At 66.8% G+C, this 24,729-nt stretch carries 27 protein-coding genes and 1 tRNA gene; 13 read left to right on the forward strand and 15 right to left on the reverse strand.

The features are described from left to right. Window positions 1-47: 47 nt before the first annotated feature. Window positions 48-3,506, reverse strand: coding sequence for an ExeM/NucH family extracellular endonuclease (locus ASF71_RS18525; RefSeq protein ID WP_235514602.1), 3,459 nt, complete (start codon window positions 3,504-3,506; stop codon window positions 48-50). Window positions 3,507-3,565: 59 nt separating this feature from the next. Beyond that, a complete protein-coding gene (locus ASF71_RS18530) occupies window positions 3,566-3,766 on the reverse strand; it encodes a hypothetical protein (protein WP_056302766.1) in 201 nt (66 codons plus the stop codon). 159 nt (window positions 3,767-3,925) lie between these two features. Here ASF71_RS18530 and ASF71_RS18535 point away from each other — a divergent pair, with 159 nt between their 5' ends. Together ASF71_RS18535 and ASF71_RS18540 are read left to right on the forward strand one after the other, a co-directional pair. Continuing rightward, window positions 3,926-4,177, forward strand: a complete 252-nt coding sequence (locus tag ASF71_RS18535) for a PqqD family protein (protein ID WP_056303048.1) — start codon at window positions 3,926-3,928, stop codon at window positions 4,175-4,177. Beyond that, entirely contained in the window at window positions 4,174-5,118 is a 945-nt protein-coding gene (locus ASF71_RS18540) for a hypothetical protein (protein WP_056302768.1), read from the forward strand. Before ASF71_RS18535 ends, ASF71_RS18540 begins: the two co-directional genes overlap by 4 nt. Here ASF71_RS18540 and ASF71_RS18545 read toward each other — a convergent pair. After that, window positions 5,096-6,430 (reverse strand): lasso peptide biosynthesis B2 protein, encoded by a 1,335-nt coding sequence (locus tag ASF71_RS18545; protein ID WP_056302771.1) that lies wholly within the window; start codon window positions 6,428-6,430, stop codon window positions 5,096-5,098. The two genes, ASF71_RS18540 and ASF71_RS18545, sit on opposite strands and share 23 nt — an antisense overlap. A gap of 207 nt (window positions 6,431-6,637) precedes the next feature. Here ASF71_RS18545 and ASF71_RS18550 point away from each other — a divergent pair. Then, window positions 6,638-6,713, forward strand: a tRNA-Ala gene (locus ASF71_RS18550). A 211-nt stretch (window positions 6,714-6,924) separates the two neighbouring features. Here ASF71_RS18550 and ASF71_RS18555 read toward each other — a convergent pair. From ASF71_RS18555 to ASF71_RS18580, 7 genes are all read right to left on the reverse strand, one after another. Next, window positions 6,925-7,656: a hypothetical protein gene (locus tag ASF71_RS18555; RefSeq protein ID WP_056302773.1), complete on the reverse strand. Its 732-nt coding sequence runs from the start codon at window positions 7,654-7,656 to the stop codon at window positions 6,925-6,927. Window positions 7,657-7,951: 295 nt separating this feature from the next. After that, window positions 7,952-9,073: a site-specific integrase gene (locus ASF71_RS18560; RefSeq protein WP_056302775.1), complete on the reverse strand. Its 1,122-nt coding sequence runs from the start codon at window positions 9,071-9,073 to the stop codon at window positions 7,952-7,954. Window positions 9,074-9,497: 424 nt separating this feature from the next. Continuing rightward, window positions 9,498-9,743, reverse strand: coding sequence for a hypothetical protein (locus ASF71_RS24210; RefSeq protein ID WP_156372951.1), 246 nt, complete (start codon window positions 9,741-9,743; stop codon window positions 9,498-9,500). Between the two features lie 156 nt (window positions 9,744-9,899). Continuing rightward, window positions 9,900-11,945, reverse strand: coding sequence for a DUF5906 domain-containing protein (locus tag ASF71_RS18565; RefSeq protein ID WP_056302777.1), 2,046 nt, complete (start codon window positions 11,943-11,945; stop codon window positions 9,900-9,902). Further along, window positions 11,942-12,661: a DNA-primase RepB domain-containing protein gene (locus ASF71_RS18570; protein ID WP_156372952.1), complete on the reverse strand. Its 720-nt coding sequence runs from the start codon at window positions 12,659-12,661 to the stop codon at window positions 11,942-11,944. Before ASF71_RS18570 ends, ASF71_RS18565 begins: the two co-directional genes overlap by 4 nt. Next, window positions 12,658-12,870, reverse strand: a complete 213-nt coding sequence (locus ASF71_RS18575; protein ID WP_056302785.1) for a helix-turn-helix domain-containing protein — start codon at window positions 12,868-12,870, stop codon at window positions 12,658-12,660. The genes ASF71_RS18570 and ASF71_RS18575 overlap by 4 nt, the downstream gene beginning before the upstream one ends. 285 nt (window positions 12,871-13,155) lie before the next feature. Beyond that, window positions 13,156-13,449: a hypothetical protein gene (locus tag ASF71_RS18580; protein ID WP_056302786.1), complete on the reverse strand. Its 294-nt coding sequence runs from the start codon at window positions 13,447-13,449 to the stop codon at window positions 13,156-13,158. A gap of 101 nt (window positions 13,450-13,550) precedes the next feature. Here ASF71_RS18580 and ASF71_RS18585 point away from each other — a divergent pair, with 101 nt between their 5' ends. The 3 genes from ASF71_RS18585 (at window position 13,551) to ASF71_RS18595 (ending at window position 15,332) form a co-directional block, all read left to right on the forward strand. Beyond that, complete coding sequence (locus ASF71_RS18585; RefSeq protein WP_156372953.1) at window positions 13,551-14,036, forward strand: hypothetical protein; 486 nt, start codon at window positions 13,551-13,553, stop codon at window positions 14,034-14,036. 148 nt (window positions 14,037-14,184) lie between these two features. Further along, a complete protein-coding gene (locus tag ASF71_RS18590; RefSeq protein ID WP_056302790.1) occupies window positions 14,185-14,643 on the forward strand; it encodes a DUF6884 domain-containing protein in 459 nt (152 codons plus the stop codon). After that, window positions 14,640-15,332, forward strand: coding sequence for a hypothetical protein (locus ASF71_RS18595; protein ID WP_200939740.1), 693 nt, complete (start codon window positions 14,640-14,642; stop codon window positions 15,330-15,332). The genes ASF71_RS18590 and ASF71_RS18595 overlap by 4 nt, the downstream gene beginning before the upstream one ends. Window positions 15,333-15,703: 371 nt before the next feature. Here the strand turns inward: ASF71_RS18595 and ASF71_RS18600 are convergent, their stop codons facing one another. Together ASF71_RS18600 and cmk are read right to left on the reverse strand one after the other, a co-directional pair. Continuing rightward, window positions 15,704-15,937 (reverse strand): hypothetical protein, encoded by a 234-nt coding sequence (locus ASF71_RS18600; RefSeq protein ID WP_056302792.1) that lies wholly within the window; start codon window positions 15,935-15,937, stop codon window positions 15,704-15,706. A 34-nt stretch (window positions 15,938-15,971) separates the two neighbouring features. Continuing rightward, window positions 15,972-16,613, reverse strand: coding sequence for a (d)CMP kinase (cmk, locus tag ASF71_RS18605; RefSeq protein WP_056302794.1), 642 nt, complete (start codon window positions 16,611-16,613; stop codon window positions 15,972-15,974). A gap of 94 nt (window positions 16,614-16,707) precedes the next feature. Here cmk and ASF71_RS18610 point away from each other — a divergent pair, with 94 nt between their 5' ends. Continuing rightward, the gene (locus ASF71_RS18610; protein WP_056302796.1) at window positions 16,708-17,490 is read left to right on the forward strand and encodes a peptidylprolyl isomerase; all 783 of its coding nucleotides are present in this window, start codon (window positions 16,708-16,710) and stop codon (window positions 17,488-17,490) included. 43 nt (window positions 17,491-17,533) lie between these two features. After that, on the forward strand, window positions 17,534-18,079 hold the full coding sequence (locus ASF71_RS18615) for a hypothetical protein (RefSeq protein WP_056302798.1): 546 nt from the start codon (window positions 17,534-17,536) through the stop codon (window positions 18,077-18,079). 15 nt (window positions 18,080-18,094) lie between these two features. Here the strand turns inward: ASF71_RS18615 and ASF71_RS18620 are convergent, their stop codons facing one another. Further along, window positions 18,095-18,751 (reverse strand): MBL fold metallo-hydrolase, encoded by a 657-nt coding sequence (locus ASF71_RS18620; RefSeq protein ID WP_056302800.1) that lies wholly within the window; start codon window positions 18,749-18,751, stop codon window positions 18,095-18,097. A gap of 36 nt (window positions 18,752-18,787) precedes the next feature. Here ASF71_RS18620 and ASF71_RS18625 point away from each other — a divergent pair, with 36 nt between their 5' ends. After that, window positions 18,788-19,276 carry a hypothetical protein gene (locus tag ASF71_RS18625; RefSeq protein ID WP_056302802.1) on the forward strand — a complete coding sequence of 163 codons (489 nt, stop codon included), beginning with the start codon at window positions 18,788-18,790 and terminating at the stop codon, window positions 19,274-19,276. Between the two features lie 39 nt (window positions 19,277-19,315). Here the strand turns inward: ASF71_RS18625 and ASF71_RS18630 are convergent, their stop codons facing one another. Continuing rightward, a complete protein-coding gene (locus ASF71_RS18630) occupies window positions 19,316-19,816 on the reverse strand; it encodes a PaaI family thioesterase (protein ID WP_056302804.1) in 501 nt (166 codons plus the stop codon). A gap of 61 nt (window positions 19,817-19,877) precedes the next feature. On the opposite strand from ASF71_RS18630, the gene hemW reads away from it, so the two are divergent. The 4 genes from hemW (at window position 19,878) to ASF71_RS18650 (ending at window position 23,945) form a co-directional block, all read left to right on the forward strand. Further along, window positions 19,878-21,059 carry a radical SAM family heme chaperone HemW gene (hemW, locus tag ASF71_RS18635; protein WP_369815022.1) on the forward strand — a complete coding sequence of 394 codons (1,182 nt, stop codon included), beginning with the start codon at window positions 19,878-19,880 and terminating at the stop codon, window positions 21,057-21,059. A 125-nt stretch (window positions 21,060-21,184) separates the two neighbouring features. Continuing rightward, window positions 21,185-22,588, forward strand: a complete 1,404-nt coding sequence (gene lpdA, locus ASF71_RS18640) for a dihydrolipoyl dehydrogenase (protein ID WP_056302806.1) — start codon at window positions 21,185-21,187, stop codon at window positions 22,586-22,588. 124 nt (window positions 22,589-22,712) lie between these two features. After that, on the forward strand, window positions 22,713-23,684 hold the full coding sequence (locus ASF71_RS25370; protein ID WP_235514603.1) for an excalibur calcium-binding domain-containing protein: 972 nt from the start codon (window positions 22,713-22,715) through the stop codon (window positions 23,682-23,684). 6 nt (window positions 23,685-23,690) lie between these two features. Beyond that, window positions 23,691-23,945, forward strand: coding sequence for a hypothetical protein (locus ASF71_RS18650; protein WP_056302809.1), 255 nt, complete (start codon window positions 23,691-23,693; stop codon window positions 23,943-23,945). 192 nt (window positions 23,946-24,137) lie between these two features. Here the strand turns inward: ASF71_RS18650 and ASF71_RS18655 are convergent, their stop codons facing one another. Beyond that, the gene (locus tag ASF71_RS18655; RefSeq protein ID WP_056302812.1) at window positions 24,138-24,701 is read right to left on the reverse strand and encodes a DUF4126 domain-containing protein; all 564 of its coding nucleotides are present in this window, start codon (window positions 24,699-24,701) and stop codon (window positions 24,138-24,140) included. Between the last annotated feature and the right edge of the window lie 28 nt (window positions 24,702-24,729).

Here is a 24,729-nt window from a genome sequence, read left to right on the forward strand (position 1 = left end):
ACCGCCCAGGCCATTTCGGCGCTGGGCGGTCTTTTATCGTAAAGGGCTCAGTTACAGATGGTCACAGGGCTGGCGCTGTTGCGGGGGCTGGGCGCCGCAACAGCGAAGTCGCTGCCGTTCTGGTCGGTGTCGGTGCAGCCGCTCTGGGCGCGCAGGACGGCGGTCGTGATGGTGGCGTCCGTCTTGGTGGCAGGCGCAGCGCCCGATCCCTCGAATCCGTTGGCCGATCCCCAGCCTACGAAGTCCACGACGCTGTTGTCGGTCGGTCCAGAGAGCGTGCCGAGCGTGTTGACCAAGGCGACCTTGCCCCCGGCCGCGCCCATCGCCGCATTGCCGGAGGCGTCCGGCGTAGGCAGGTTCTGGGTGCCGCCATTCCCTGCGGCCATCTGCACGAGGTAATAGGCCCCCGGCTGGATGGTCGCCGCCGGCAGGGCCAAGTTGTTGGAATTACCGGCCGTGGCGTTGAAGCTCCCCGTCGTGCTCGCATATTGCAGGAACAGGCCAGTAGTAGACAACGCACCATTCGTCGGGTTGAACAATTCGACGAAATCGTTTTTAAGCGTCGCGCCGGTGTTGCCGCCGCCGCTGTAGACCTGGCTGATGACGAGGTGGTTGACCGTCGCGGCCGTCGGGCGGCTCACGTTCACGTTGATGGTCAAGCTGCTGCTCGGCGTACCGCCGTCGCCCGCCGTCGTCACGGTCACGGGGTAGGTGCCCGTCGCCGTACCCGCTGGGGCCGTGACAGTCACAGTGAAGGTGCCGTTGGGTGCCGTGGTGGCCGGGGCCGTCACCGTCAGGCCCGCCGCGTTACCCGTGCTCACCGTCAGGTTGCCGCCCGAGTAGTTCTGGGTGCTCGCCGTGACGGTACTGCTGGCCGCCGGGCCGCCGCTGGTCACCGACAGACTGGCCGGGCTGGCACTCAGGGCCGTGCTGGTCGCCGAGGCGATGGGTGCCTGCGCCGTCAGGTTTAGGCCCACGAGCACCGGGTCGTGGTCGCTGCCCCGGAAGGGCGTCGGAGCGTAGTAACTGCCGATTTGGTTGGCCGTCTTGAACTCGGTGTTGTAGTCCAGCACCGTCGGCTCGTCGGCGTTGATGTGCCACTTCGTCTGGCCCGTGACCTGGGCCTTCAGGCTCGCGCTCGCCAGGGCGTGGTCGAGGCTGCCCCACTGGCCGTCGAACTGGTACGAGTAGGCGCTGCTGGCAAACAGGTTGCCGTAGCCGGCGTTCGCCAGGATGCTCAGCGGCGTCTCCATCTCGTAGGCGTTGTAGTCGCCCATCAGGATGCGGTCGTCTTCCTGGATGCCGGTGGGGTTGGTCGCCAGCCAGCGGCCCAGCACGGTCGCGGCCTGTTCGCGGGCCCTGTAGGCCGCGCCCTGACCGTCGTTCTGGTCGGCGTCACCCAGGGCGCCGCACGCGCTGCCCTTGCTCTTGAGGTGCAGCATGACGGCCGTGAAGCGCCCGCCGTTGGCGTTGCTCTGGAAGGTCTGCGCCAGCGTGGGCCGGCTGCAGTTGTCGAGGTAGCTCGGGTCGTAGCTGTTGTCGAGCTTGGCAAGCTGCCCGACCGGCGACACCGAGGCCGGCTTGTAGATCATGGCGACCGAGATCGCGTCGGTGCCAACCTTCGCGCCGGGGTTGATATAGGCGTAGGTGCCCGCCCCCACCTCAGCGTTCAGGGCCCCGACGAGGTTGGCGACCGAGCTGTTGGCACCCTTGTCGAAGTCGTTCTGCATCTCCAGCAGGCCCAGCACGTCAGGGTTCAGACCCAGGATGGCCTTGACGGTCTTGGTGCGCTGGCGCAGGAACTCTACGCAGTTGTTCGCGCCGCGCGAATTGGCACTGTCCGTGCCGTTGGGGGTACAGCCGTCGTTGGAGGTCACGAGCGACGTGAAGTAGTTCAGGACGTTCATGCTGCCGACCCGCAGGCTGCCGCCGACCGCGTCGGGCACGTCGCTGCGGGCGTTGGTGGGCTGCACCTGCACGTTCTGCGCCGTGGCGTGGATGCGGTAGGTATCGAGGCTGCCGCTGCCGGTCCAGCCGTCGTTGCCGTAGCTCAGCACGCCGGTCGCAGTTACGGTATCGCCGCCGCGCAGGGTGTTGGCCGCGCTCAGGGGCTGGCCGCCGCGCGCGAAGATCTCCGGGTCGGGGTTCTGCGCCCGGCTGCCGTCGTCAATGCGGATATACCGGTTCCTGACCTCGGCCGCGTAGGCGGCGTTGCCGGTCACGCTCGGGGCGTTCACCTGCGTGAAGGTCGGAATCCGGCTGTCCGCAATGTCGAAGCTCGCGCCGCGGCCCAGAGTGAAGTTGTTGGTCACCACGCCACTGACCATGACCCGCATTCCCTCGTAGCGTTCGCGGTCGGCGACACTCAGGGGCAGGCTCAGGGCCGTCGCCGCAGGCACACCCACCCCGGCCTTCACGAATGCGGCGCCGCCCGCGCCCACCGTGAGCTGCGTTACCGTGACGAACTCGCCTACCGTGCCGGTCACGCGTACGCGGTCGCCCACGCCGATGGTCAAGCTGCTCACGGCCGCGCAGTTGGTCCCGCAGTACACGAACACGCCGTCGCTGGTCGTGGGGTCGCCGTCCGCGTCGATGCCCTCTTCCTGCACGTAGAAACCCTGCTGCGTCGTCGTGCGGAAGTCGGCCGTGATGACCCCTTCGACGGTCGCCGGCTGCCCGGCCAGGGTGGACCCCGCGTCGCCGCTGGGCGTCTTGCCCTGCACCGAGGCGACGTTGGCGAGCTGCGCGGTCGCCGGGCTGTCGGCCGCCGCGACGAGCATGCTGAAGCTGAACGGATCGCTGTCGCCGATCTCGCTGCCCTGAATCGGCACGGTGACGGCGAAGTTCACGACCTGCGAAGCCCCGGCCTCCAGGCGCGTGGCCTGCCAGCCCTGATGGCTGATGCCGGGGGCGGTGGTGCCGGCGGGGAGGTTCAGGTCCAGCGCGCCGGTGTCCAGACCGCTCAGCAGCGGAGTGGCGTTGGGGTCCTCCTGAATGGCCGCGCCCGACTGCTGGTAGGACCGCTCGGGCTTCAGGCCGGCCGTACTCGCAGGCTGCCCCGTGCGCGTGCGCACCCGCAGGAAGGGCGTCTCGCCCTCGGTGGCGTAGCTGCCGTCGGTGTCCACCGGCACGTAGGTGGGCAGGGCGACGGCCGTCCCGCTGTTGTTCGTCACCGTGAAGGAGGCCGTCATGTGCACGACCTTCTTCGTGCTGTCCACGAGATTGACCGCGCTGTAGGGCACGAAGCTCAGGCCGCCGACCTCACTGGCCTGCGCCGAGAGGCCGCCGGCACGCTCCATGGTCGCCTGGAGGTTCTGGGTCCCCAGACCGTTGACCTTCAGTTCGTACAGGCCCAGCGAGCGCAGGGGCTGAACCGGGGTCTGGGCCACCGGCGTCTGGCCGGAGGTGGGGGTCTGGGCAGCGGGCTGGCCGCAGGCGCTCAGGGCCAGCAGACCCAGCAGCAGGAGGGAAGGAGCGGGTCGCAGAGCAGATCGGGTCGTGGACATGGGTCTCCTGTGGAGTCGGTGAGCGGGGAACAGCCGGGAGGGTCTGGCGGGGAACGGGTTCAGAACTTGCTGTTCCAGACACCGAAACTGGGCACGCCGCTGTCATTCACCGTGGGGCTGCCGTTGAAGGGCACGGAGTAGATGAGGGTCACGGCCTGCCACGCCCCGAGGTCGCTCACTCGGGGCGCCTCGTAGGTCGCGGCGGTCTGGGGCTGAGCGCTGGGCTGCGCGGGCATGGAACGGGCGGAAGGCTTGTTCATGTCACTCCTGGGGGGCAATACGAAGATGTAAGAAATCTGTAGGAAAGATAGACGAAGTTCAGCATTCGCAAATGTGCGCTGCGGACGTCTGGCCTCTGTCAGCCTCCTGGCCCGGAGTCAGCGAGCGCAGGCCGGCGTGGGCGGGGTATGGTGGTTCCCATGTGGCAGGCCAACCCCGACGTGCTCGTGACCGATCTGGACGGTGAACTCGTCCTGATGCATCCGGCGCGCAGCGAGATGTTCAGCCTGAACGCCTCGGGCCGCCTGATCTGGCAGGCCCTGCCGCAGACCGGAGCAGCGTTGGCCGACCGGCTCGCCGCGCACTACGGCCTGCCACCCGAACAGGCGCGTGCCGACGTGACGGCGGTGCTGGGCGCCCTGCATGACCGCGACCTGGCCCGGCCCGCTTGAGCGCAGCTTCTCAGAGCTGGTTCAGCCTCGGGGCACGGGTGATCTCGGCACTGCCGCCACGGCTGGACGCGGAACTGCGCGAGTTCTGGCAGGGCGGCGCCGTCCCCCCGGGCCAGCCCCCGCGCGAGATCACGCTGGAAGTCGGCCCACTGCCGGACCCGCCCCCCGGCGCCCGCACACACAACCTTCCCGTGATGACGCGGGAGGTCCGCGCTGTGGCCGCCGGTGACGAGCTGTGGCTGGAGGACCGGCTGTGGGTGCGGACGACCCCGGCCGGGGTCTGCGCGATCTGTGCGCCCGGCGGCGCGGCGCCCGAGCTGTGGGCCCTGGCGTTCACCGAGTTGCACCGCGCCGGGGGCTGGCTGCCGCTGCACGCGGCGGTGGTGGCGGCCGGCAACCGGGCCGCGGCCTTCACTGGTGTCAGCGGCGCGGGCAAGAGCACAGCAGCCCTGCGCCTGCACGCGGCCGGCGAGCGGGTACTGGCCGAGGACCGCGCCTTCTGGCACGCGCCGACCGGTGTGATCACCGGGCTCGACCGTCACCTGCGGGCCTATGAGGACAGCCTGGAACGCTTCGCGCCCGCGCTGCTGCCCCTGGCACGCGCGCAGGGCCGCGACCTCCACGGCAAGCTGAGGCTGCCCCTGCCGGGAGAGCGGCCGGAAGACGCACCGGCAGCCGGAGCGCCCCGCCTGACCGGCCTGCTGGTCCTTGCTCCCACCGCGACCGGTGAACTGGACCTGCCGGGCCGGGTCCGCGCCGTCTGGGAAGCGACCGGCGTGCCCCTCACGGCAACAGCGCGCACGGCGGTTCAGGCCGGCGTGGCGCAGCTGCTGCCGCTGCTGTGGCCCCGGCCGTACGGACGAGAGGACCTGCTGCCCGCCGTGCGCGCCCTGCTCACGGCCCCAGAACCTTCTCCGGCTACTCCTGTTCCGGAAAGCTGAACAGCTCGCGGAAGCGGCGGCGGTTGTCCGGCTCTCCGTAGGCCTCTATAGGGCCGCGGTCATCCTCAATCCAGGCGTGGCCGTGGACTCCACCCGGTGCCGGCGCGACACCGCTCACGAACCGCACCGGATGGCCGCCCCGGCGCAGACTGCGGTAGCTCGCATAGGCGCGCGGCACGCACACGCCCCGGCGGCGCTGCCGTGGGTACAGCACCCAGGTCCACCAGCCGATCACCATGACGCGGTCCTGAAGATCTCTCAGCGGCAGCCGGCGCACCGGCCCCGTCGGGGTCCAGCGGCGCAGGTGCCCGCGCGGGTCCCGTCCCTGCGCCGTGGCCCCCCGCGCGGCCAGTGCATCAAGCAGCGACATCGGCAGCAGCGGCCAGACCCGCCGCAGGTGACCCAGCCTTTCGCGCCACCGGCCTCTCCGGGCGTGCAGACCGTCGCCGCGCAGCCCCGCCAGGATGACCGGCCGGGTCAGTGCCGGGTCAAGGACCAGCGTGCCAGACCAGGGAGCACACAGCCGCGTGAAGGCCGCCCAGGTGTGTGCCGCCCCCACCTCGGCCGCGTGCGCGGCGAGGCTGGCCTCCGTCAGGCCGTGCCGCGCGACCAGCACCTGAAGGTCGAGGTAGTCGGCAGGCTTGAGGCCCCCGCTGTCGCCTCCCCAGCTGCGGCCCAGCGCGACGTTCAGGACGGCGGCGTCCAGCGGATGCGGCCGGTGCAGAGGTACGCCTTCCCAGTCGGTGGGCTGTGAACGCGCCCACAGCTCGGCCGTCAGGTCAGCGGAGCGGCGGGGAGGCAACCCGGCCTGAAGGCCCAGTACGTAGCGGTGAACGTCCAGCCGGACATGTCCCCCGGGACTGTAGAGGTGCATGGTCTCGTGATGCCAGGTGGCGGGGTCGGCGTGCTGCCCATCGCTGTGCCAGCCGTGGGCCAGGGCGAGGTGGGCCGCGCGCCACACGACCTCCGGATCGCCGGGCAGCAGCACGTCCACATCGCCGTAGATCCGCTCACCGGGCGCGGCGTACTCGAACTCGGCCAGCGCGAAGCCCTTGAACAGCAGGGCCGGAATGGCCTCGGCGGCCCAGACCCCCAGCAGCGCGCGCACCTCGGCGCGTACCTGCGCGTGCCGCAGGCCCAGCCGCAGGGCGTCGGCCCGCAGAACCTCCCGCAGCGGATGGTCCAGCGACAGGCGGGACCGCAGGGCGCCGCCCAGCCCTGCCGCCCGCACGGCCCCCAGGTCGGCGGGGCCCGCCGTGTCCGGACGGGTCAGCACCCGTTCCAGGGTGGGCAGCGGCGACAGCGCAGTCATGCCCACAGTCTAAGTCGGGCGCCGCGAGAACCGGCCTTTCGGCGGGCGGCACGCTTCCAAGGACGACGGACCCGGTCCCACAGCCTTGGGGCCTGGTAGGCAGTACAGGCCCGCTTGTAGGGAGACTTTCACACCGCCCGCCGGACCCCGTTGACAACTCGCCGAAGCGCTGTTACTCTTGCTGAGCCTTGAGAGAGGCGAAAGAGCGGGGCTGTGGCGCAGTTGGGAGCGCGTCTGAATGGCATTCAGAAGGTCAGGGGTTCGAATCCCCTCAGCTCCACCAGAAAGGACACTGTCAGTGACAGTGTCCTTCTTCTATTTGTACCGTTCATACCGTCCCTCTCCCCCTACCCGCGTGCAACGGTCGTGCAACCCGACTACACGCCATACCGCTGCTCCAGCCGTGCCACAGAGAGGTGGTGGTGGCGTCCTCAAGGGCTGGACGGGTTGGGCCAGGTGATTTACAAGGGCTAGGGGCCGTGGTTCTGCCCCGACTAAGCGAGCGGCTCTACGCCTGCACTGTTTTCGTCGGCCTCAGCTATAGCCATCACTGCGAGTACGGCACCCTTCCTCAAGACATTCAGCTTCTCTGACTCATCAAGCAGGGCAGCTTTGTCGTCGTCTCCAAGGTGGTAGTGGATGACTGCGAGAGCTGCAAGCACTGACATCCACGCTGTCACGTTGGATGTCTGAACCGCCTGGAATACATCCGATTTCTCCTGGTATATCTGCGGGCCGGTCACGAAAGTATCACCATCGAAGAATCCGCCCGAGACCTTATTGATCACTGGGCTGCCATGCTTTGCATCGCACAGTAAGCCGTAGCTTTGATAGTCAACATCCGCTTGATCCTTCGCATCGGCATCACTTAGATCCACCGACTTCAACCCATCAACCATTCGTTTGTATATTGAACTATTCTTTCCCCAGACTTTCTCACCGGGTTCAGAGTGCTTCTCCCATTGCGCTGCCTTGACCTCATCATCGCCAACGAATAGCAGCTCATAGGTAATTTCAATCATGTTAGCGGCTAAGGACATAGCCTGGGCAGGGTATCCGTGACCGAGCAGAAGGCGAATCGCGTGCGCTTCCTGCTTCAGGCGAAGTACGGTCATCAGCGCGACCTTTTGAGCAGTAGTCTTTTCTGCCTTGAAGAGTTTTCCAGCAAGGTCACCCAGCAACCTGTCAGTGGCGGCTGGAACATCCACGTAAAGTTCCTTCGACATGCCCACCAACGCGGCATTCGCGCGAGCGTGTATGTCAGGGAAGCTGTGGGAAGTTGATGGCGTACGATGAGTCATAGCCCAGCTTAGCCTCGCCAGAGGAGTGGTGACCTCACCGCTGCCTCAAGGAGCCACCTCCGGCGAGCGGCCCTATGTGGGACATAGGCTGTACACCTGCCGCCCCTCGTGGTTGAGCCTCGCCAGAGAGCACCGGGCAGGCCACAAGTACGGCCTCCAGCCAACAGACAACACCCACCAAGCTCTCGCCGGGTGGGTGTTCAGCTCGGTGCCGCGCGGGTTAGGCCGTCAGATCCAGCAGGTCGATTGCGCCGCTCTGCAATTCGTCCTCGTAGAGGTGCCGGTACACGTCCATCGTCGTGCTGATCTTGGCGTGGCCCAGCCGCTTGGAGATCACTTCGATGGGCACGCCTTTCCTTGCCATCAGGCTGGTGTGCGTGTGGCGCAGACCATGAATAGTGATGATCGGGATGCCCGCTTTCCGGCACGCCTTGTGCATCGTGATCCGCAGGCTGTCCGGGTGCCAAGCCTCGCCAGAGGCGTTGGTGAAGACGTACCCGGTTTCGACCCAGTCCCCGCCCTTGCTCAGCGCCAACGTGATCTGTCTGTCCCAGTGCTCCTTCAGGAATGTCAGCGTGTCCGGTGAGAGGCTCAGCAGCCGCTTGCTGCTCTCTGTCTTGGGTGTACTGACCTGTGCCGACCCGTTGACCGTCACGAGGCTCCGGTTAATCCGCAGCGTGCCCTTATGGGGGTCAAGGTCGTCCCACTTCAGGCCCAGCGCTTCACCGCGCCGCATCCCCGTCATCAGGGCGAAGACCAAGGCTGCCGCACCGTAGTCGTCTCGCATCATCCGGAGGAACGCCGCTGCGTGCTCTGGTGTCCAGACCTCGCGCTTCTCTCCAGGCCGTCCCTTGAAGCTGAGCTTGTCCATCGGATTGCGCGGCAGAACTTCGTGCATCACTGCTCGGTCGAGTGTGCCGTTGAGGATCACCCGTAGGTGCTTGATCGTAGAGGTGGCGTAGCCATCGTCCTCCAGCCCTTCTTGGAACTTCGCCACATCGCGCACGGTGAGGTCTTGGAGTCTCACCTTGCCCAGACGAGGGTAGAGGTGCTTCTTGATGAGGTGGGCGTACCCGGCGACCGTCTTGGGCTTGAGTTCGCGCTTTCTGGCGTCGAGCCACTCATCTACAGCATCGCCCACAGACAGTTGGTCGGGCCGCTTGATCAGGCCGCGCTCCCTATCCGCAATGACGAGCGACAGCTCCCGCTCTGCCTGGGTCTTGGTCTCGCAATAGCCACTCATGCGCTCGCCCTCGAACACGTACTGCCAGCGCCACTTACCGTTCTTCTTCTCGAAATAGACCGTCCCTCTTCCGTTCCCGCGCTTGGCCTTCTTGGGCATAGGTGTGACCCTCCTGCCCTGATCCTTAGCCTTGCAAACGACAAGCTCAATAACGCGGGAAACGCCCTCCACCACACTCTAGGCAAGGCCTCGCCGGAGGCGGTGGTGGTGACATCGTGCGGCCATCACAAGAAGTAGGACGGACTGCCAACACGCTACCCAAGAGACGGCATACGACCCGCTACCACCTCATGGCGCGGCCTCAGCAGAGGCATGTTGGCCGTGTAGTCCTTTGGGATGCCACTCTCTGTGCTGCTCAAGCCTTGCCATAGGGAGGTGGTGGCGTTGGATGAGCGTGGGTAAGTTTGGATTCCCAGTCCGCCGCCCGATTCCCAGTCTTCCCAGTCACCGAGGCGGGACTGGGAATCGAGAGAACCACTCCAAGGATAAGCAAGAGCTGCTACGCACCACTCACTGCGCCACTCTATATTCCCAGTATTCCCAGTCCGGATCGCAACCGGCCTCCTCTTATGTCTCTGTCTCTCCCCATTTTCCTTAATCCCTTCTTCTTCTCCTCCTCTCTCTTAGGCTTGAAGAATAACTGGGAATACTGGGAATATAGGCTTTGGGAAGGATAGTTCTGAATGGGGGCAGCATAGTATTGGAGCAGTAAGTCGAATTCCCAGTCTCCGATGAGGGACTGGGAATACTGGGAATCGGCAGGAACCATAAGGGTAAGTGGGCTATGGTCACGTGTGGTGTCTTATATGGCCTTGTGGGATGACCCAGAACTGAGAATGACTGGGAATCGCTCGCTTCCCGGCCAGCGGACACAAAGAGAACGGCGGCAAGCATTGCTGTTCACCACCACCATCATTCGGCGAGGCTATTGCGGAAAGCGCTCCGGGTACTCAAGGAACCACTTCTTAGCGCTGGTCCTTTTCACCAGACCCACTGCCTCATAGACACGCTTGAGCGCCGGCCCTTTCGGAATGGGGACTCCATTGGCAGGACACCATTCGTGCAATTGGAACATGAGCCAGTTCGCCGTTACGCCTTCACGCAGTCTCTGGAGCACTGGCATACCACCAATAGACTCATCGAAGTCGTGAGTGAGCCAGAAGTCACGGTAACGGTCGCTATCATTGCGTCCCTGTATCGATGCCCTGGCAACCGTCTCAGACGGCCTGAACAGCTCACCGCCCCGCACCCGTTCCAGCCCCTCCATCGCCCAAGCTAGGAAGCCGCGCAGATAAGCTGACTCTGGGTCACGGATCACGTCCTGAAGGCGCTTACCACCGAGCAGAGCTTCCCTGCCTTCCGGGGCTAGGCGATGCAAGAAGGGAAAGATCTTGATACGTTCCCATAAAGCGTCGTCAGTGGTGTCTACGTTAATGGGCTCATTTGAAATGATTAGCGTTGTGTGGGTGGCTCTGAACGTCTCACTTTCAGCGTAGAGTGCGCGCGCGGTTAGCAGATCGCCTCCGCTGACTGCCTTGAGGAACTCAGACTGTAGCCTTGCGGTCCCACCAACTTCGTTGACGAGTGCAAGACGCTTACCTCTGAAAACCTGCCCGGCTCTTTCATGGTCAGACTTTGTGGAGATGTGCTTAGGGTCTAGTGCAACTGCGAGGTTTCCCAGAGTGGCCGCTAGTGAGTTTGCGATGATGCTTTTGCCGGTTCCAGGTGGTCCCCAGAAGTTGGGAATGATTCTCTGGTCATTCGACCCTCTAAGGGTATAACCTACCATGTACTGGATGTCATCCCTGAGATTCCTATCATACCCAGTCATATAGTCTATTACCTCGTAAAAGTCGCTTCTATTTGCATTGGGATGATATTCCACTGGCAGTATGTCTGTGATGTAATCTTCACGCCGACGCTCGCGGAGGGTGCCACGATAGTCTAAGATATTAGGGAAAGGCAGAACATCGTCTTGTAGGTTGAACAGCTCGTCCCTGATGAGGATTGACGGCCTCGCGTCTGCAAGGGCTGACCTTCGGACGACATGCCTGGCGACTTGCTCTTTAGCCTTGCGATATGAGCCTATTTGTCGGAGCATTGCTTCGCTATCTTCCACCCGTCCTGCCTTTTCCAAGGCAACCGCGCATCTGACGATATACTCGCTCTCCTGCTCAAGGAGTAGAGGCAGCTTGCTAGCGTATGCCAGCACTTGTGGCTTGTCTTCCTTAGCCTTGGCCCAGATAATCTTCTCAGGTGAGTAAACCCAGTATAGACCACTGGTCTCACCGTACCGAAGGTCACCGTCAGAGCTTTGCGCTGTGCGGTAGCCGTTAGGGAGGTCACCAAACAGGGAGCCAAGCTCTGGCGGGTATCCGAGCAAGGCCAGCATCTGAGCGTCTGAGTAGTGGGGCTTGCCCTTGATGAGGTCTTCTGGTGCAGGAATCTGGCTTGCATCAGGCAGCTCAATGTCTCCGACCTTCTTACTGAGCGCCGCCATTTCTCTCTCCTTGGCGATGCTTCGCAGGGCAGCCTGGCGTGCCTCCCCGTAGGGCACCTTGCCCCCATTGCTGTGCTCGTAGTAGACGAAGAACTCGACCGGGTCGATTAGGTGGTCGCTCAAGGCCTCGCCGGCTAGCCCCATCCACTGGGCCATCGGGTGGCTACTGCTGTGGAGGTAGGCGCACAGGAAACCTTTCTTGTTCGGCAGTAAGGTCACGTCCCTGCCCGTCTCGCTGTAGGGGCTGCTCATGCGCCCATTGCCTTCATCCTTATAGCCTCGCCTTAGCAGGTCCTGGACAAGTGGCATCTGGGCGTTGTACCAGTCGATCAGCCCACCACCATCATTCTGGCGAGGCTCTGGAGTCTGCTTGGCCTCGCCAATAGAGGGTGGTGGCGCTTTGCTGGTGCCGCCTTCTGCGATCAGCTTCTCCGTCCATTCGTTCGACAGCACGGGGAGAGTAGAGGTCATGCCTGCCACCAGAGTTCAGTCTTGATCGGGCGCTCCGGGTTCTTGACGTTGTAGGTATTGGGCATTCGCAGGATGCGCCCCGCGTTGTAGACCTTCGGATCAGCACCGAATTCAGCGAACCGCTTCGCCAGCGCACGATTCGCAGCTTCGGTTTCCTCTATCTCCAATACGCGCTCAACCCTGAAGTACGCCTGCAAGCCGTGCCCCGAATACACCACCGCAAACGGGATCAGCCCTAGCACGCGGCATTTCTCCATGAAGGCGTGGTACTGCGAGGCCACCAGTGCTTTGAGTTCCTGGGTAGGCATTTGCTTCAGGTCTTCGCCTTCCGGTGCGTTGTGGCGTTCCTTGGCATCCATGTCCAGCCACAGGAGGTCGGTGGGCTTCGTGGTGGCGAGGTCATCCTTCTGCTCACGCAGGGCCATGCCGAAGAAGGCATTGGTGTCTGGCTTGAAGAATACCGGGTCGCCATCTTCCTCATCGGTATTGAGGGGGTAGGGCAGCAAGCGGTCTTGCTTGGGGCCATTGCCGATCATGGTGGTGTAGAGCCAGCCATCACGCCCACAGAGGAGGAGAGTGAACCACTGCCACTGGCTGATCTTGATAGCCTCCGGAATGTTGCTCTTCTGCGGCGCGGTATGTACGGGCTGCGAGGCGGCGAGTACGCTCTCATCGTGACCCTGCTCCCCCATGCCTCCAGCGGGGGGCGCTTTCATTGCTTCCCGCCGTGCAGGTGCTCGGTGATGGCCGACGCGGGAATGCGAACCGCGCCGTCGATCTTCAGGTAGCGGAGTTTGCCCAGGCTCATCCAGCGGCGCACGGTCGAGTTGGCGACCTTGAGTTGGGTGCAGACTTCTTCGATGGTGTGGTAGGTCTCCTGCGTCGGGGTAGACGCAGGGACGCCACTGGTGACAGTGGTCATCATGATTTCTCCTGTGAGTGACGAAAGCTCGGCCACGCCTATCGCTGCCGACCTGTGTCTAATCTTGCCTCGCCCGAGAGAGATTGACAAGCCTCTTTTCGTCGTCCCAGACGGGATTTATTCCCAACGAGGAGCTGCCCTCTAGCTACCTTCCAGCCCTCCAAGAGCTACGCCCGAGCCCATGCGCAGCCCCTCTCCAGCCATCTGTTCGGAGAGGCAAGACAGGTAAGAAGAACGCCCGCTCCTGTGATGAAGGAGACGGGCGTTTCTGCTGTGCTGGGCGCGGCTTTACCAGTAGAGGCCTTGCTTGATGCGGTCGTCCATCAGGATTGCCCAGATGCGGCTGGAGGCGCGAAGTTCTTTGAGTTGATTGGGGCCTTCTGCGGGCATGAGTTCTATGGCTTGCTCAATAGCTGACAAGCCAAACGGATACGGCTCATTCCCTTCAACCTCCACAGTTATCGTTCGCCCGCTAATCGTATAGGTGAACTCCTTGCCCTCTTTCTGTCGGAAGATTTCGCCCTGGTGCTGTTCTATGCGGCGCAGGACTTCGGCATGGAGTTCGTCGCTGTATCGCTTCATAGACAGACGCTACTTGGGCGTGTCTCACGGTGGCCTGACGGGTGGTCGCTATTGCCTCTCCAGCATGTGGTGTGAAACAGCCAGCAGCGGAGGTCACTCATATGCCCGACTCAGCCCCTCGTCCGCCCGCTCGCCGTCCCTCCCCAGTCCCTGAACGCGCCTCGCCAGACCCCGCCCCGCAGTCGGTGAAGGCGACCCTCGGCATGTTCGGTCTGCTGATCCTGCTCTCGGCGTTGCTCATCGCCGGGATGTGGTGGGCCTTCACGCGCCCTGCCAAGCCACAGCCGCAGCCCACGCCCACACCTATGACCTCGACGCGCACGCCTGCCCAGAACCTCGCCGTCCTGAGCGGCAGGTCTGCCGATGACTCCGCCACCGCCACCGCTCTGGCGAGGCTCGACGCGCTATGCCCAGAGAGCGAGGCTCAGGTAGCTGATCTTGTGGTCAACCTGCAAGGCGTGCTGGCGAAGGCAGGCCACGTCTACAGCATCCCGCTGCTGATGGACACCCTCTCGCAAGCGCAGGAAGGCTCGGGGCAGACCTGCCTGGATACGGCGACTGCCCTGAGCCTGACGCTGGAACGCTAATAACGTACGAGAACGTTCTCGACCAGTTCTAGACGTAGGGAGGGGAATAGACCTTAAGGCGGGGAGACAAACTCCACACTCCTCATTGCCACCCGACGAATCCCCTGTGCCGAACGTGTGAGGGGCAGCCCCCTACAGTCGGTTGACCATGCCCGACCCACACCCCGATCGCGCCAGCGCCAGCCGCACCGTCGTCCTCATCGGGTGCGTCAAGTCCAAGCAGTCACAGCCCACCCTGGCGAAAGACCTGTACACCTCCAGTCTCTTCCAGGCACGGCGTCGGTTCGCGGAGCGGTTCGGAGACCAGTGGTTCATCCTCTCGGCCTTGCACGGCTTGGTTGACCCGGAGCAACCCCTCGCCCCTTACGAGCAGGTGTTGACCGCAGGCGCGAGCCGCCGTTGGGCCGAGCAAGTGTTCACCGCGCTCAGGCCACAGCTCCGGGCCAGTGACCGGGTCGTCTTGGCTGCCGGTGGTCACTACCGCAAATACTTCGTGCCGAAGCTCGAGCAGGCAGGCCACGAGGTAGAAGCCGTCCTGACAGACGTGCCGGGGATTCAAGTCCAGGTCCGCCGCCTGAACGAGGCCACGCAGAGGGGGCACTGGTGAACGCCACTGAACGTACCCAGGCCATCCGCCACTTCTACACGTTGCTGGACGACCTAGAGCAGCGGGTGGGCGGTAGACGCCTCCTCCAAGACTGCACGAGCAAAGGCTGGCCGAATCGGGGCGTGTACTTCTTCTTCGAGCCGGGCGAACAGCGCACCGTCACGGGCGAGGGCGCACGGGTGGTCCGGGTCGGTACACATGCCGTCAGCGCGGGCTCCAAGACGAGCCTCTGGAACCGCGTGAGCCAGCACAGGGGCAAGGTTGGGGATGGCGGGGGCAACCACCGAGGGTCCATCTTCCGCAGCCACGTCGGTTCAGCACTCCTGGCGCGCGACGGCCTAACATTGGCGTCCTGGGGCGTCACCCACAAGACAGAGCTGGCGGACAAGCAGGCCGAGCATGACCACGAGCAGAGGGTCAGTCGGACTCTAGGGCAGTTCGGGGTGCTGTGGCTGGCGGTGGACGACGTGCCGAGCAAGGACAGCGAGCGGGCCTTCGTGGAGCGGAATGCGATCGCGCTGCTCAGTGCTGTGAACGGAGGGGCGGACCCGGCTTCGGAGACCTGGCTGGGGCGGTGGGCGCAGGCTCCGGCGATCCGACAGAGCGCGCTCTGGAACGTGCGCCATGTGGACGACCGCGTTGATCCGGAGTTCTTGGGCGTGTTCGAGCGGCTGGTGCGGGCACACTAGCCGAGAGACCCGCTCGGGGCTGGCGGTGGCGTGCAACGGTGCGTGCAACCGAGTCCCACGCAGGGCCATGCCGGACTGCCTCGTTGCCCTGCTCAGGCGGGAGCCGACGCGCGAAGAACGCTTTGCGGCAAAGGCTCGCCGTTGCACGGGATACGTCGTTGAAGTGCGTCCTGGACGGCAGAATCCGGCATGGCATTCAGAAGGTCAGGGGTTCGAATCCCCTCAGCTCCACCAGAGAAAGAGGCGTTGTCGGAAACGGCGGCGCCTCTTCGCTTGTTGTGTCCCTTGTTGCCTCGGCGCTTCGCTGAGGTTCGTCCGGTGTCTGGTCAGACCCCTGCCAGAAGGCCGGCCGACCAGACGACAACCTCAGCTCAGAGCTGCTCGGGCGCCTTGGTCTTGGGCGCAGGCCGCTTTCTGGCCTCGGGGGCAGCGGGCACCGGCGCGCCGTGGTCGTCGGCCGAGCGGCCCGCGAGAATGTTGAACACGCGGCGCACGTCGGCGGCGCGGGCCTCGACGTAGCCCTGGCCCATCTTGCCCTCGTAGGTGTTGCCGGTGGTCAGATCGAAGGCCAGTTGCAGCGCGCGGGCGTCGAAAGAAGAGTCCATGCCCCTGGATACCATGCCCGGCCGGCGCAGAAGCTCAGCTTGTCCGGGCAGGCGCGGCGCCCTGCGGCAGGTCGGCCAGGATGGTGTCGATCACGCCCTGAAGACTGAGCGGGCCAGTATCGATGACGCGCGCCTCGGGGGCCGGCACGCTCTGGGCGCGGTCGCGCTCATCCCGGCGGATGAGAGCGGCCTCGATCTCGGCGACGGCCTCGGGGCGCTCGGCAGCGCGGCGGCCGGCCCGTACCCGCGCGCTGGCGGTCAGGTAGAACTTGGCCTGCGCCTGGGGAAAGACCGCCGTGCCCATGTCCCGGCCCTCGACCACGAAGGGCGGCGTCAGGGCGCGCAGCCGCCGGTCCACCCAGGCGCGCAGCTCGGGCTGGGCGGCGACCGCGCTGACCCCGGCGTCCACCGCCGCCGACTGCACGTCGGCCGTCAGCTCGCGGTCGCCCAGCCACAGCCGGTTGCCGCCCGCCAGAGGCTCCAGGCGCAGCGGCTGGGCCTCCAAGTGGGGCAACAGGGCGGGGTCGTGGGGGGCAAGGCCCGCCTCATAGGCGAGGAGCGTGGCGGCGCGGTACAGCAGGCCACTGCTGACATAGGGCACGCCCAGCGCGCGGGCCACGCCCGAGGACACGCTGGATTTTCCGCTGGCGGCCACGCCGTCGATGGTCACGATCACGCCCTCAAGTGTAGGTCAAGCGGCCAGACGCGGCGCAGGCCGCTGCCCCGGAGTCTTGACCTGCGGCTCATGCCGGGCCGCTAGACTGGGAACGATGAAGAAGGCTGCCCTGCTCCTGACCGCCCTGCTGGCCCTGAGTGCCTGCCAGAAGAAGGCGGAAACCACCACCACTCCGGCCAGCACGGACACGGAGACGACCGCCACCGGGGAGACGTCCACGATCCCCTCGACCACCCCGGCCACGACCCCCGCCGCCACCGTGACGACTCCCGGCGCGCTGCCCGCCGGCTACACGCTGGTGCCCTTCCTGAGCCAGACGCCGGTGCGCGAGTTCAAGGCCGAGCCGGCCATGACGCTGCAACAGGGCAAGGACTACTACGCCCTGATCGACACCGACAAGGGGCAGGTGCTCGTGGACCTGTACGAGCAGGAAACGCCCGTGACAGTGAACAACTTCGTGACGCTGGCCCGCAACCACTTCTACGACGACACCCGCTTTCACCGCGTGATCGACGGCTTCATGGCGCAGGGCGGCGACCCGCAGAGTACCGACCCGGCCAAGAAGGACGCCTGGGGCAGCGGCGGCCCCGGCTACAGCTTCGCCGACGAGATCCGCAGCAAGCTGACCTTTGACGGCGCCGGCGAACTGGCGATGGCCAACAGCGGCGCCAACACCAACGGGTCGCAGTTTTTCATCACCTTCGGGCCGACCGAGAGCCTCAACGGCCGCCACACCATCTTCGGCAAGGTCGTCACCGGCGAGGACGTGCTGGGCAAGCTGACCCGCACGAGCGACACGAGCAGCGGCAGCGAGACCCCCATCGCCGGGGCCACCGCCGACGAGGTGCTCACCGTCCGCATTCTCACCAAGGGCTGAGGGGCTCACCCCCCCGTCAGGCCGGGCCGGTACGCTGAGCCGCATGAAGCGCTCTCTCTCCGGCCTGGCCCTGCTCGCCCTGCCTCTGGCCCTGGCCGCCTGCGCGCGCACGGCGACCCCCGTGGCCGACTATGACCTCAGCGGCACGCTCGCAGGCGCTCAGGGCTGGAGTGCGCCGCGGTTCGCCCTCGTGGGCACCGGCATCCCCAACATCTTCACGAACAAGGGCAACCTGTCGCAGAGCACCGAAGTGACGGCGGCGGGCCTGAACTTCGGCGTGGACCTGCCCACCCTGCCGGACGTGGCGGGCGTGTACCAGATCGTCGCGTACAACGACACCGACGGATCGGGGACCTACACCATCGGCGAGCCCTTCGCGCGCAACCGGCAGTGGCTCGTCTTCAGCCCGGCAGGCGGCGACCTGCCGGCGGTCAACCTGCCCGAACAGTTGCCCTGGGCCGGCGGCGAAGAAGCTCTGCCCGCCATGAAGGTCGCGCGCGGCTGGAACCTCTATGACCGCAGCCAGCCCCTGAGCGCGGCCAACCCGCACGCCGCCGCGAAGGTGACCGGCTACGACATCAGCCGCTGACGGGCTTGGCCCCGGCTAGCGCAGAAACGGATTGGTCTGCCGCTCACGCGCCACCGTTGTCGCGCCGCCGTGACCGGGGTAGACGGCGGTATCGTCCGGCAACGTGAGCAGTTCAGCGGCGAGGCCCGCCAGAAGCTGCGGATGATTGCCTCCTGGCAGGTCGGTGCGGCCGATACCCCCGGCGAAGAGGGTGTCGCCCGCGATCACGAAACCGTCGCCGACGAACACCACGTGGCCCGGCGCGTGGCCCGGCAGCTCGCGCACGGTGAGGCTCAGGTCGCCCGCCGTGAGCACCTGCCCCTGCACCAGATCGGCGTCGGGATCGGCCGGCTGGGTAAAGGGCAGGTTCCAGCGCGCCGCCGACGTCCCCCCGGCGCGGTAGAGCGGCAGATCGGCGGGGTGCAGGTGGACGGCCACGCCCAGCGCCTCCCGGACCTCCTGCACCGCCCCGATGTGGTCGAAATGCCCGTGCGTGAGCAGAATTCCCCGCACCGTGATCCCACTGGCGCGGACCAGTGCCAGGAGGCGAGCGGCCTCGTCGCCGGGATCAATCAGGAAGCCCTCGTTCTCCTCGCCCGCGACCAGCAGGGCGTTTTCCTGGAGGGGACCGGTGGACAGGGACCAGACGCGCGCCGCGCCGTGCGTGCGGGGGGCCGGGGAGAGGGCAGTCATGGGGCGAGTGTAGCCCTCTCCTCTATCCTGTGGCCCATGCAGCACACCCGCACCTGGCAGGACGTGTACGGCGGCGCCCACGCGAGCTTCGGCGGCCGCGCCGGAGGGTACCGCTGGCTTGTCGCCGCGCCCCCCGAACTGGCCTCCGGGCTGAGCACCGAACTCGCCGCCGTGGAGGGCAAGGGCGAGACGGTCCTGCTCATTCATGATGGCCTGACCCCGCTGCTGGCCAGCGTGCGGGAGCTGAACCCGCGCGGCGTGCTGGTGGTGGCCCCGGCTCCCCTCTCCGGCGGCCCCGCGCTACAACTGCCGGAGCGCACCCTGGACGGTGCGGGCGGCCTGACCTACCGCGAGGGCGGCGCGTTTCCGGCCTGGACCGGCGCGGCCAACCCGGAGGCCCCGCGCGACGAGTGCCCCCCAGCCAGCGCCGCCGCCTCGCTGGGGGCGGCGGTCGTGGTGACGGACCCGGCGGGCGTGCGGGCGGCCCTCGAAGCCTGGATGGACGCGACGCCGCACGGGCGCTGAAACTGCCCCCAGGGCAGTCCTCTGCCCAGGACCGCCAGCTCAGGGCCGCAGGATCAGGCAGGTGGTCGAGGCGTAGGCATAGATCTTGCCCGCCTCGTCTACCAGCCGGCCCTCGGCCACGGCCGTCTGTCGGGTCGAGGCGACGACCTGCCCGACCGCCTGCACCTCCGGGCCGCCCACGCGCAGGGGGCGCAGGTAGTTCACCTTGAGTTCCAGGGTGGTGTACCCCACCCCCGCCGGCAGGGTGGTCTGGACCGCGCAGCCCACCGCCGAGTCGAGCAGCGTCGCGTACACGCCGCCGTGGACCGACCCGATGGGGTTGTAGAGGTCCTCGCGCGGGGTGAGCCGGAACACCGCGCGGCCCTCACTGAAATCCTCCGGCGCGGGCCAGGCCATGCCCAGGACGGCGGCTATGGGCGGGCCGGGCAGCTCGCCGCGCGCCATGGCCCACAGGTATTCCAGGCCGCTGAGCTGCCGCGCCCGTTCCAGGGTCTCGGCCGGGTCCTGCCAGGTGTAGGTGCGCGTGCGCGGATCAGTCATGTCCAAGAGTCTACCGACCGCCCCCCAATCGCTGCCCGCCCCAGTGGGTAGACTCCGCCGCGTGAGCACCACCGACCTCCCCTTTTCTCCCCCTGTCCCGGACCCCGGCGCCGTCGCCGGGCCGGTCCGGCACCTGTACGTACACGTGCCGTTCTGCCCCAGCATCTGCCCGTACTGCGACTTTCATGTGCTCGAACGCCGCGCGGGCATGGTCGAGCGGTATCTGGCGCGCATAGAAGAGGAGGCCGCGTGGCTGGCCCGCACCTATCCCACCGAGCTGGAGACGGTGTACCTCGGCGGCGGCACGCCCAGCTTTCTGCGTGGGGCCGAGATGGAGGCGCTGGTGGGCAGCGTCCGGCGGCACCTGGGCTGGGGCAGCCTGGAAAATACGCTGGAGATCAACCCCGGCACCGTGAGTGGGGAGCGCGCGGCACACTGGAGGGCCTTGGGCTTTGACCGGGCCTCGGTGGGCGTGCAGAGTCTCGACGACGCCACGCTGCGCTTCCTGGGCCGCCAGCACACGGCCGCGCAGGCCCGCGAGGCCGTACAGACCCTGACCGCGCAGGGCTTCCGGGTCAGCGGCGACCTCATCACGGCGGTGCCGGGGCAACCGCTCGACAGCGATATCCGGGGGCTGGTCGAGCTGGGTGTGGGACATGTCAGCGCGTACACCCTGACCATCGAGCCGGGCACCGAGTTCGCCCGCCGGGGCGTGACTGTTCAGGAAGACGACGAGCGCGCCGGATTCGAGCGCACCGAGACGCTGCTGGAGGCGCAGGGGTTCGCGCGCTACGAGGTCAGCAACTACGCGCGGCCGGGCCAGGAGTCGCGCCACAACCGCGCCTACTGGCAGGGGCGCACCTACCTGGGGCTGGGGCCGGGGGCGGCCGGACACTATCCGGCCGGGCATGGGCCAGCCACCGGGGAGCCGGGCCTGCTCACCACCCGGCGCACCAACCCCCACCTGCACGAGTGGCTGACCGGCGCGGCAGGGGACGCCGAGGGCATCGACCCCGAGGAGTACGTCACCGACGCGCTGTTCATGGGGCTGCGGCTGCGGGAAGGCCTCGACCTCGCCGACCTCGCGCGCCGCAGCGGCCTGGACGTACGGGGGCGCTACGCCCGCCCTCTGGCCCGCAATGTCGCGCGCGGCCTGCTGGCCCTGGACGGCGACCACCTGCGCGCCACGCCCGAGGGCTGGTGGGTCCTGAACCGCGTGGTGACCGACTTTCTGGAGGAGTGAGCGTGGGGTGCCCAGCGCCCGCGCCAACTCCGCATTCCATTCACCACACGTCCTTGTCAATCCTGCGCGTCCGACTCTCCGGGCCGGGCACAGACAGCTGTGGGGGGGCGCGTTAGACTGCCCACATGACCAAAAGCTTTGACTTTGACGTGCTGGTAATCGGCGCTGGACCCGGCGGCTACCACGCAGCGATCCGGGCCGCGCAGCTGGGCCTCAAGGTCGCCTGCGCCGAACGTGACTCGGTGGGCGGGGTATGCCTGAACGTGGGCTGCATTCCGACCAAGGCGCTGCTGCACGCGGGCGAGACGGTGGCGGGCGCGCGCCACGCCGCCGAATTCGGGCTGACCTTCGGCGAGCAGAAGCTCGACATCGCCAAACTCAACGGCTGGAAGGACGGCATCGTCAAGAAGCTCACGGGCGGCGTGGGCGCACTGTTCAAGGCCAATAAGGTCACTCATCTTCAGGGCCAGGCCAGCTTCGTGGACGACCACACCGTCAAGGTGGGCGACAAGACCTACACGGCCGCCAACTTCATCATCGCCACCGGTTCTGACCCCGCGCGGCTGCCCGGGCTGGACGTGGACCAGGACATGATCTTGGACAGCACCGGCGCGCTCGTGCTGCCCGACCCCGTGCCCGCGCGGATGCTGTGCGTGGGCGGCGGCGTGATCGGGTTCGAGTTCGCCAACATCTACACGAGCCTGGGCAGCCGGGTCAAGGTGATCGAGTTCCTGCCCAACATCATCCCTGGCGCCGACGCCGACGCGGTCAAGGCCTTCCAGAAGGCGATGGAGAAGCAGGGCGTGGTCGTCGAGGTGCAGACCAAGGCCAACAAGGCCGAGAAGAAAGCCGACGGCGTACACGTCGAGCTGGAAAACGTCAAGACCGGCGAGAAGCGCACCGAGGTCTTCGACCGCGTGCTCGTGGCTGTGGGCCGCCGCCCGCGTACCGACGGCCTGAACATGCAGGCGGCGGGCGTGCATGTCACCGAGCGCGGCTTCATTCCGGCCACCAAGCAGCAGCGCACCAACGTGGCGCACATCTACTCGGTGGGCGACGTGGCGAGCAACCCCATGCTGGCGCACAAGGCCATGAAAGAAGGGTTGGTGGCCGCCGAGGTCATCGCCGGCAAGCCCGCCGAGCAGGACGCCGTGGCGATTCCGGGCGTCGTGTACACCTCGCCCGAACTGGCCTGGGTCGGCCTGACCGAGCAGGAAGCCAAGGACAAAGGCTACGAGGTCAAGACCGGCAACTTCCCCTTCAGCGCCTCGGGCCGCGCCATGACGCTGCAGCAGACCGACGGCTTCGTGAAGATGGTCGTCGAGAAGGACACCGACCTGCTGCTGGGCGTGCACATCGTGGGGCCGCACGCCTCGGACATGCTGGGCGAGGCGGGACTGGCGCTGGAGATGGCCGCGACCGCGAGCGACATCGCCCTGACCATCCACGCCCACCCCACCCTGAGCGAGAGCGTGCTGGAGGCCGCTGAGGCGGTCCACAAGCAGGCCATCCACATCATGAACCGCTGAGCGGACAACCTCGCCGCATGCGGCGGAGCAGGACACGCCCCCACCCATCCGGGGGCGTGTCCTGCTCCGCTGTGTGCAGCCTTCTGTTCCTGGCCGGGCTTTTGGCGCTACGCTGGTGCTCAGCGTGAAACTCCTGTCCCGGACTGCCTTCCTCGGCCTGTACGCCGGCCTGCTGGGCCTGATCTCCGGGCCGGCGACGGCGCAGACCGCGCCCTTCACGGTCGAGGTCCGGTTCGTAGGCAAGGCGCCGAACGCCGCCCAGCAGGCGACCATCCGCGCGGCGGCCGCGCGGGTATCGAAGCTCATCGCCTCGCCGTTCGGGCCGGTCACGCTGCCCGGTGACGCCGAAGCCTGCGACAAAGGGCTGCCGACCGTGCGGGGGCGGGTGGACCGCTTCTTCGTGTTCGTGCGCGTCCTGCCGCTGGACGAGGACCTCTACGCCGAGGCGTGGCCCTGCGACCTGCACGACGGCTCCTACCTGCCGGTGTACGGCGCGGTGAGCCTCAACTCGCGGGTGCTGGGCGACCTGTCGGCCACCGACCTGACCGACACCATGATCCACGAGACGCTGCACGCCCTGGGCGTGGGCACCCTCTGGGAGGCCGACGCGCGCGTGTCGCTGAGCGGCGAGTCCGACGAGCGCTCGCTGGTCACCAAAAGTGCGGGGCAGTTCTACTACACCGGGGCCCGGGGCGTGGCGGCCTACCGCGCCCTGGGAGGCCGGGGCGACCGCGTCCCGCTTGACGCCGACGCCGGACACTGGGCGGGTTCGGCGGTCTGCTCGGAGATCCTCTCGGGCGACGCGGGCAACTACACGGGGCGGGTCAACCCTGTCAGCCCCCTCACGCTGGGCGCCCTCGAAGACCTGGGCTACCGGGTCAACCGCGCGGCCGCCAGCCCCTATACGCTGCCTCTGCGCGGCTACGGCGTGAAGTCGGCGCCCGTCCCGGCCAAGTCCACATCGCCCGCCCGGCGGCCCACGTCCTACGCCAACTGTGCGGCCGTCCGCGCGGCCGGAGCAGCGCCCCTGCGGCGCGGCGACCCCGGCTACCGCGCCGACATGGACGGCGACGGCGATGGGCTGGCCTGTGAGTGAGCCCCGGTGAGTGACGAGGCCGAGTTCCTCTCCTACGCCCGCAACCGCACGGTGATAGGCCGCCGCGTCGTGAACAGCCGCGAAGAACTCGCAGCCCTGATCGACTCGGCCGGGGCCTGGGGCTGGACCCTGGACGAGTTTCGGCGACGGGCCGGCGTGCGCTTCGCCGGTGACACGGCGTATGTCACCGAGTTTCTGTGGCACGGGGACGGTGTACCCCTGAGCGAGATCTGGCAGGAGGTGCAGGCGAAGCACGGCTGAGGAGCTGGGCCTATGCAGGCTTGACCTTTGCCGTCCGTCTTCTCAACACGCGGCCAGGGAGGAGGGGCGCTCTTCAGGGAGCCCCTACCGGGCTGCCGAACTTGGGCCTTGTCGCCAGCCTGTGGAGCCTGACCCGGCGCGGGTAGACCAGCAAAACCCCCTCCGCGGTGGGATGGGAGGGGGAAGCCCGACCTACAGCGCCCGCCGTCGCCAGCCCCGCACCCGGCTCCAGAGCCGGTAGGCGACGACCCCCAGACCCGCCAAGCCCAGTACCGCCAGGATGGGCGCGAACACCGCCAGGACGCTCAGTCCCAGGCTGCTGGCGTCCTCGGCAGCGCTCACCACCGGGTTGCCCAGACCGCCGGTCGTGGCAGTGGCGACTGGGCGCACGGCGGCGCGGGTCGCGTGGACCCCTCCCGCCACCACCAGCCCCAGCGCCAGTTTGAGGGCCGGCGGCACGTCGGCCACGCCCGCCTGCGAGGCAAACAGGACCGCGCCCGCCGCCGTGTTCACCACCCCACCCACGAGATGCAGGACGTGGTCCACACCGGGGATCTTGTCGCCCACGAAATCCAGCGCGCCCACCACCGCGACCGCCAGCAACACCCAGGGATTCGCCAGCAGGTCGAAGGGCTGCGCCAGATTCATCACACCCGCGCGGGTCAGCAGGCCAACCACCAGCAGCGGAATATAGGCGTTCAGGCCCGCCGCCCCCGAGAGGCCCAGCGAGGAGAGCAGTCCGGTGAAGAGGTCCATATGCCCTGCATACGCCCCGGCGGGCAGG

It is taken from the genome of Deinococcus sp. Leaf326, from assembly GCF_001424185.1.
GTDB lineage: Bacteria > Deinococcota > Deinococci > Deinococcales > Deinococcaceae > Deinococcus.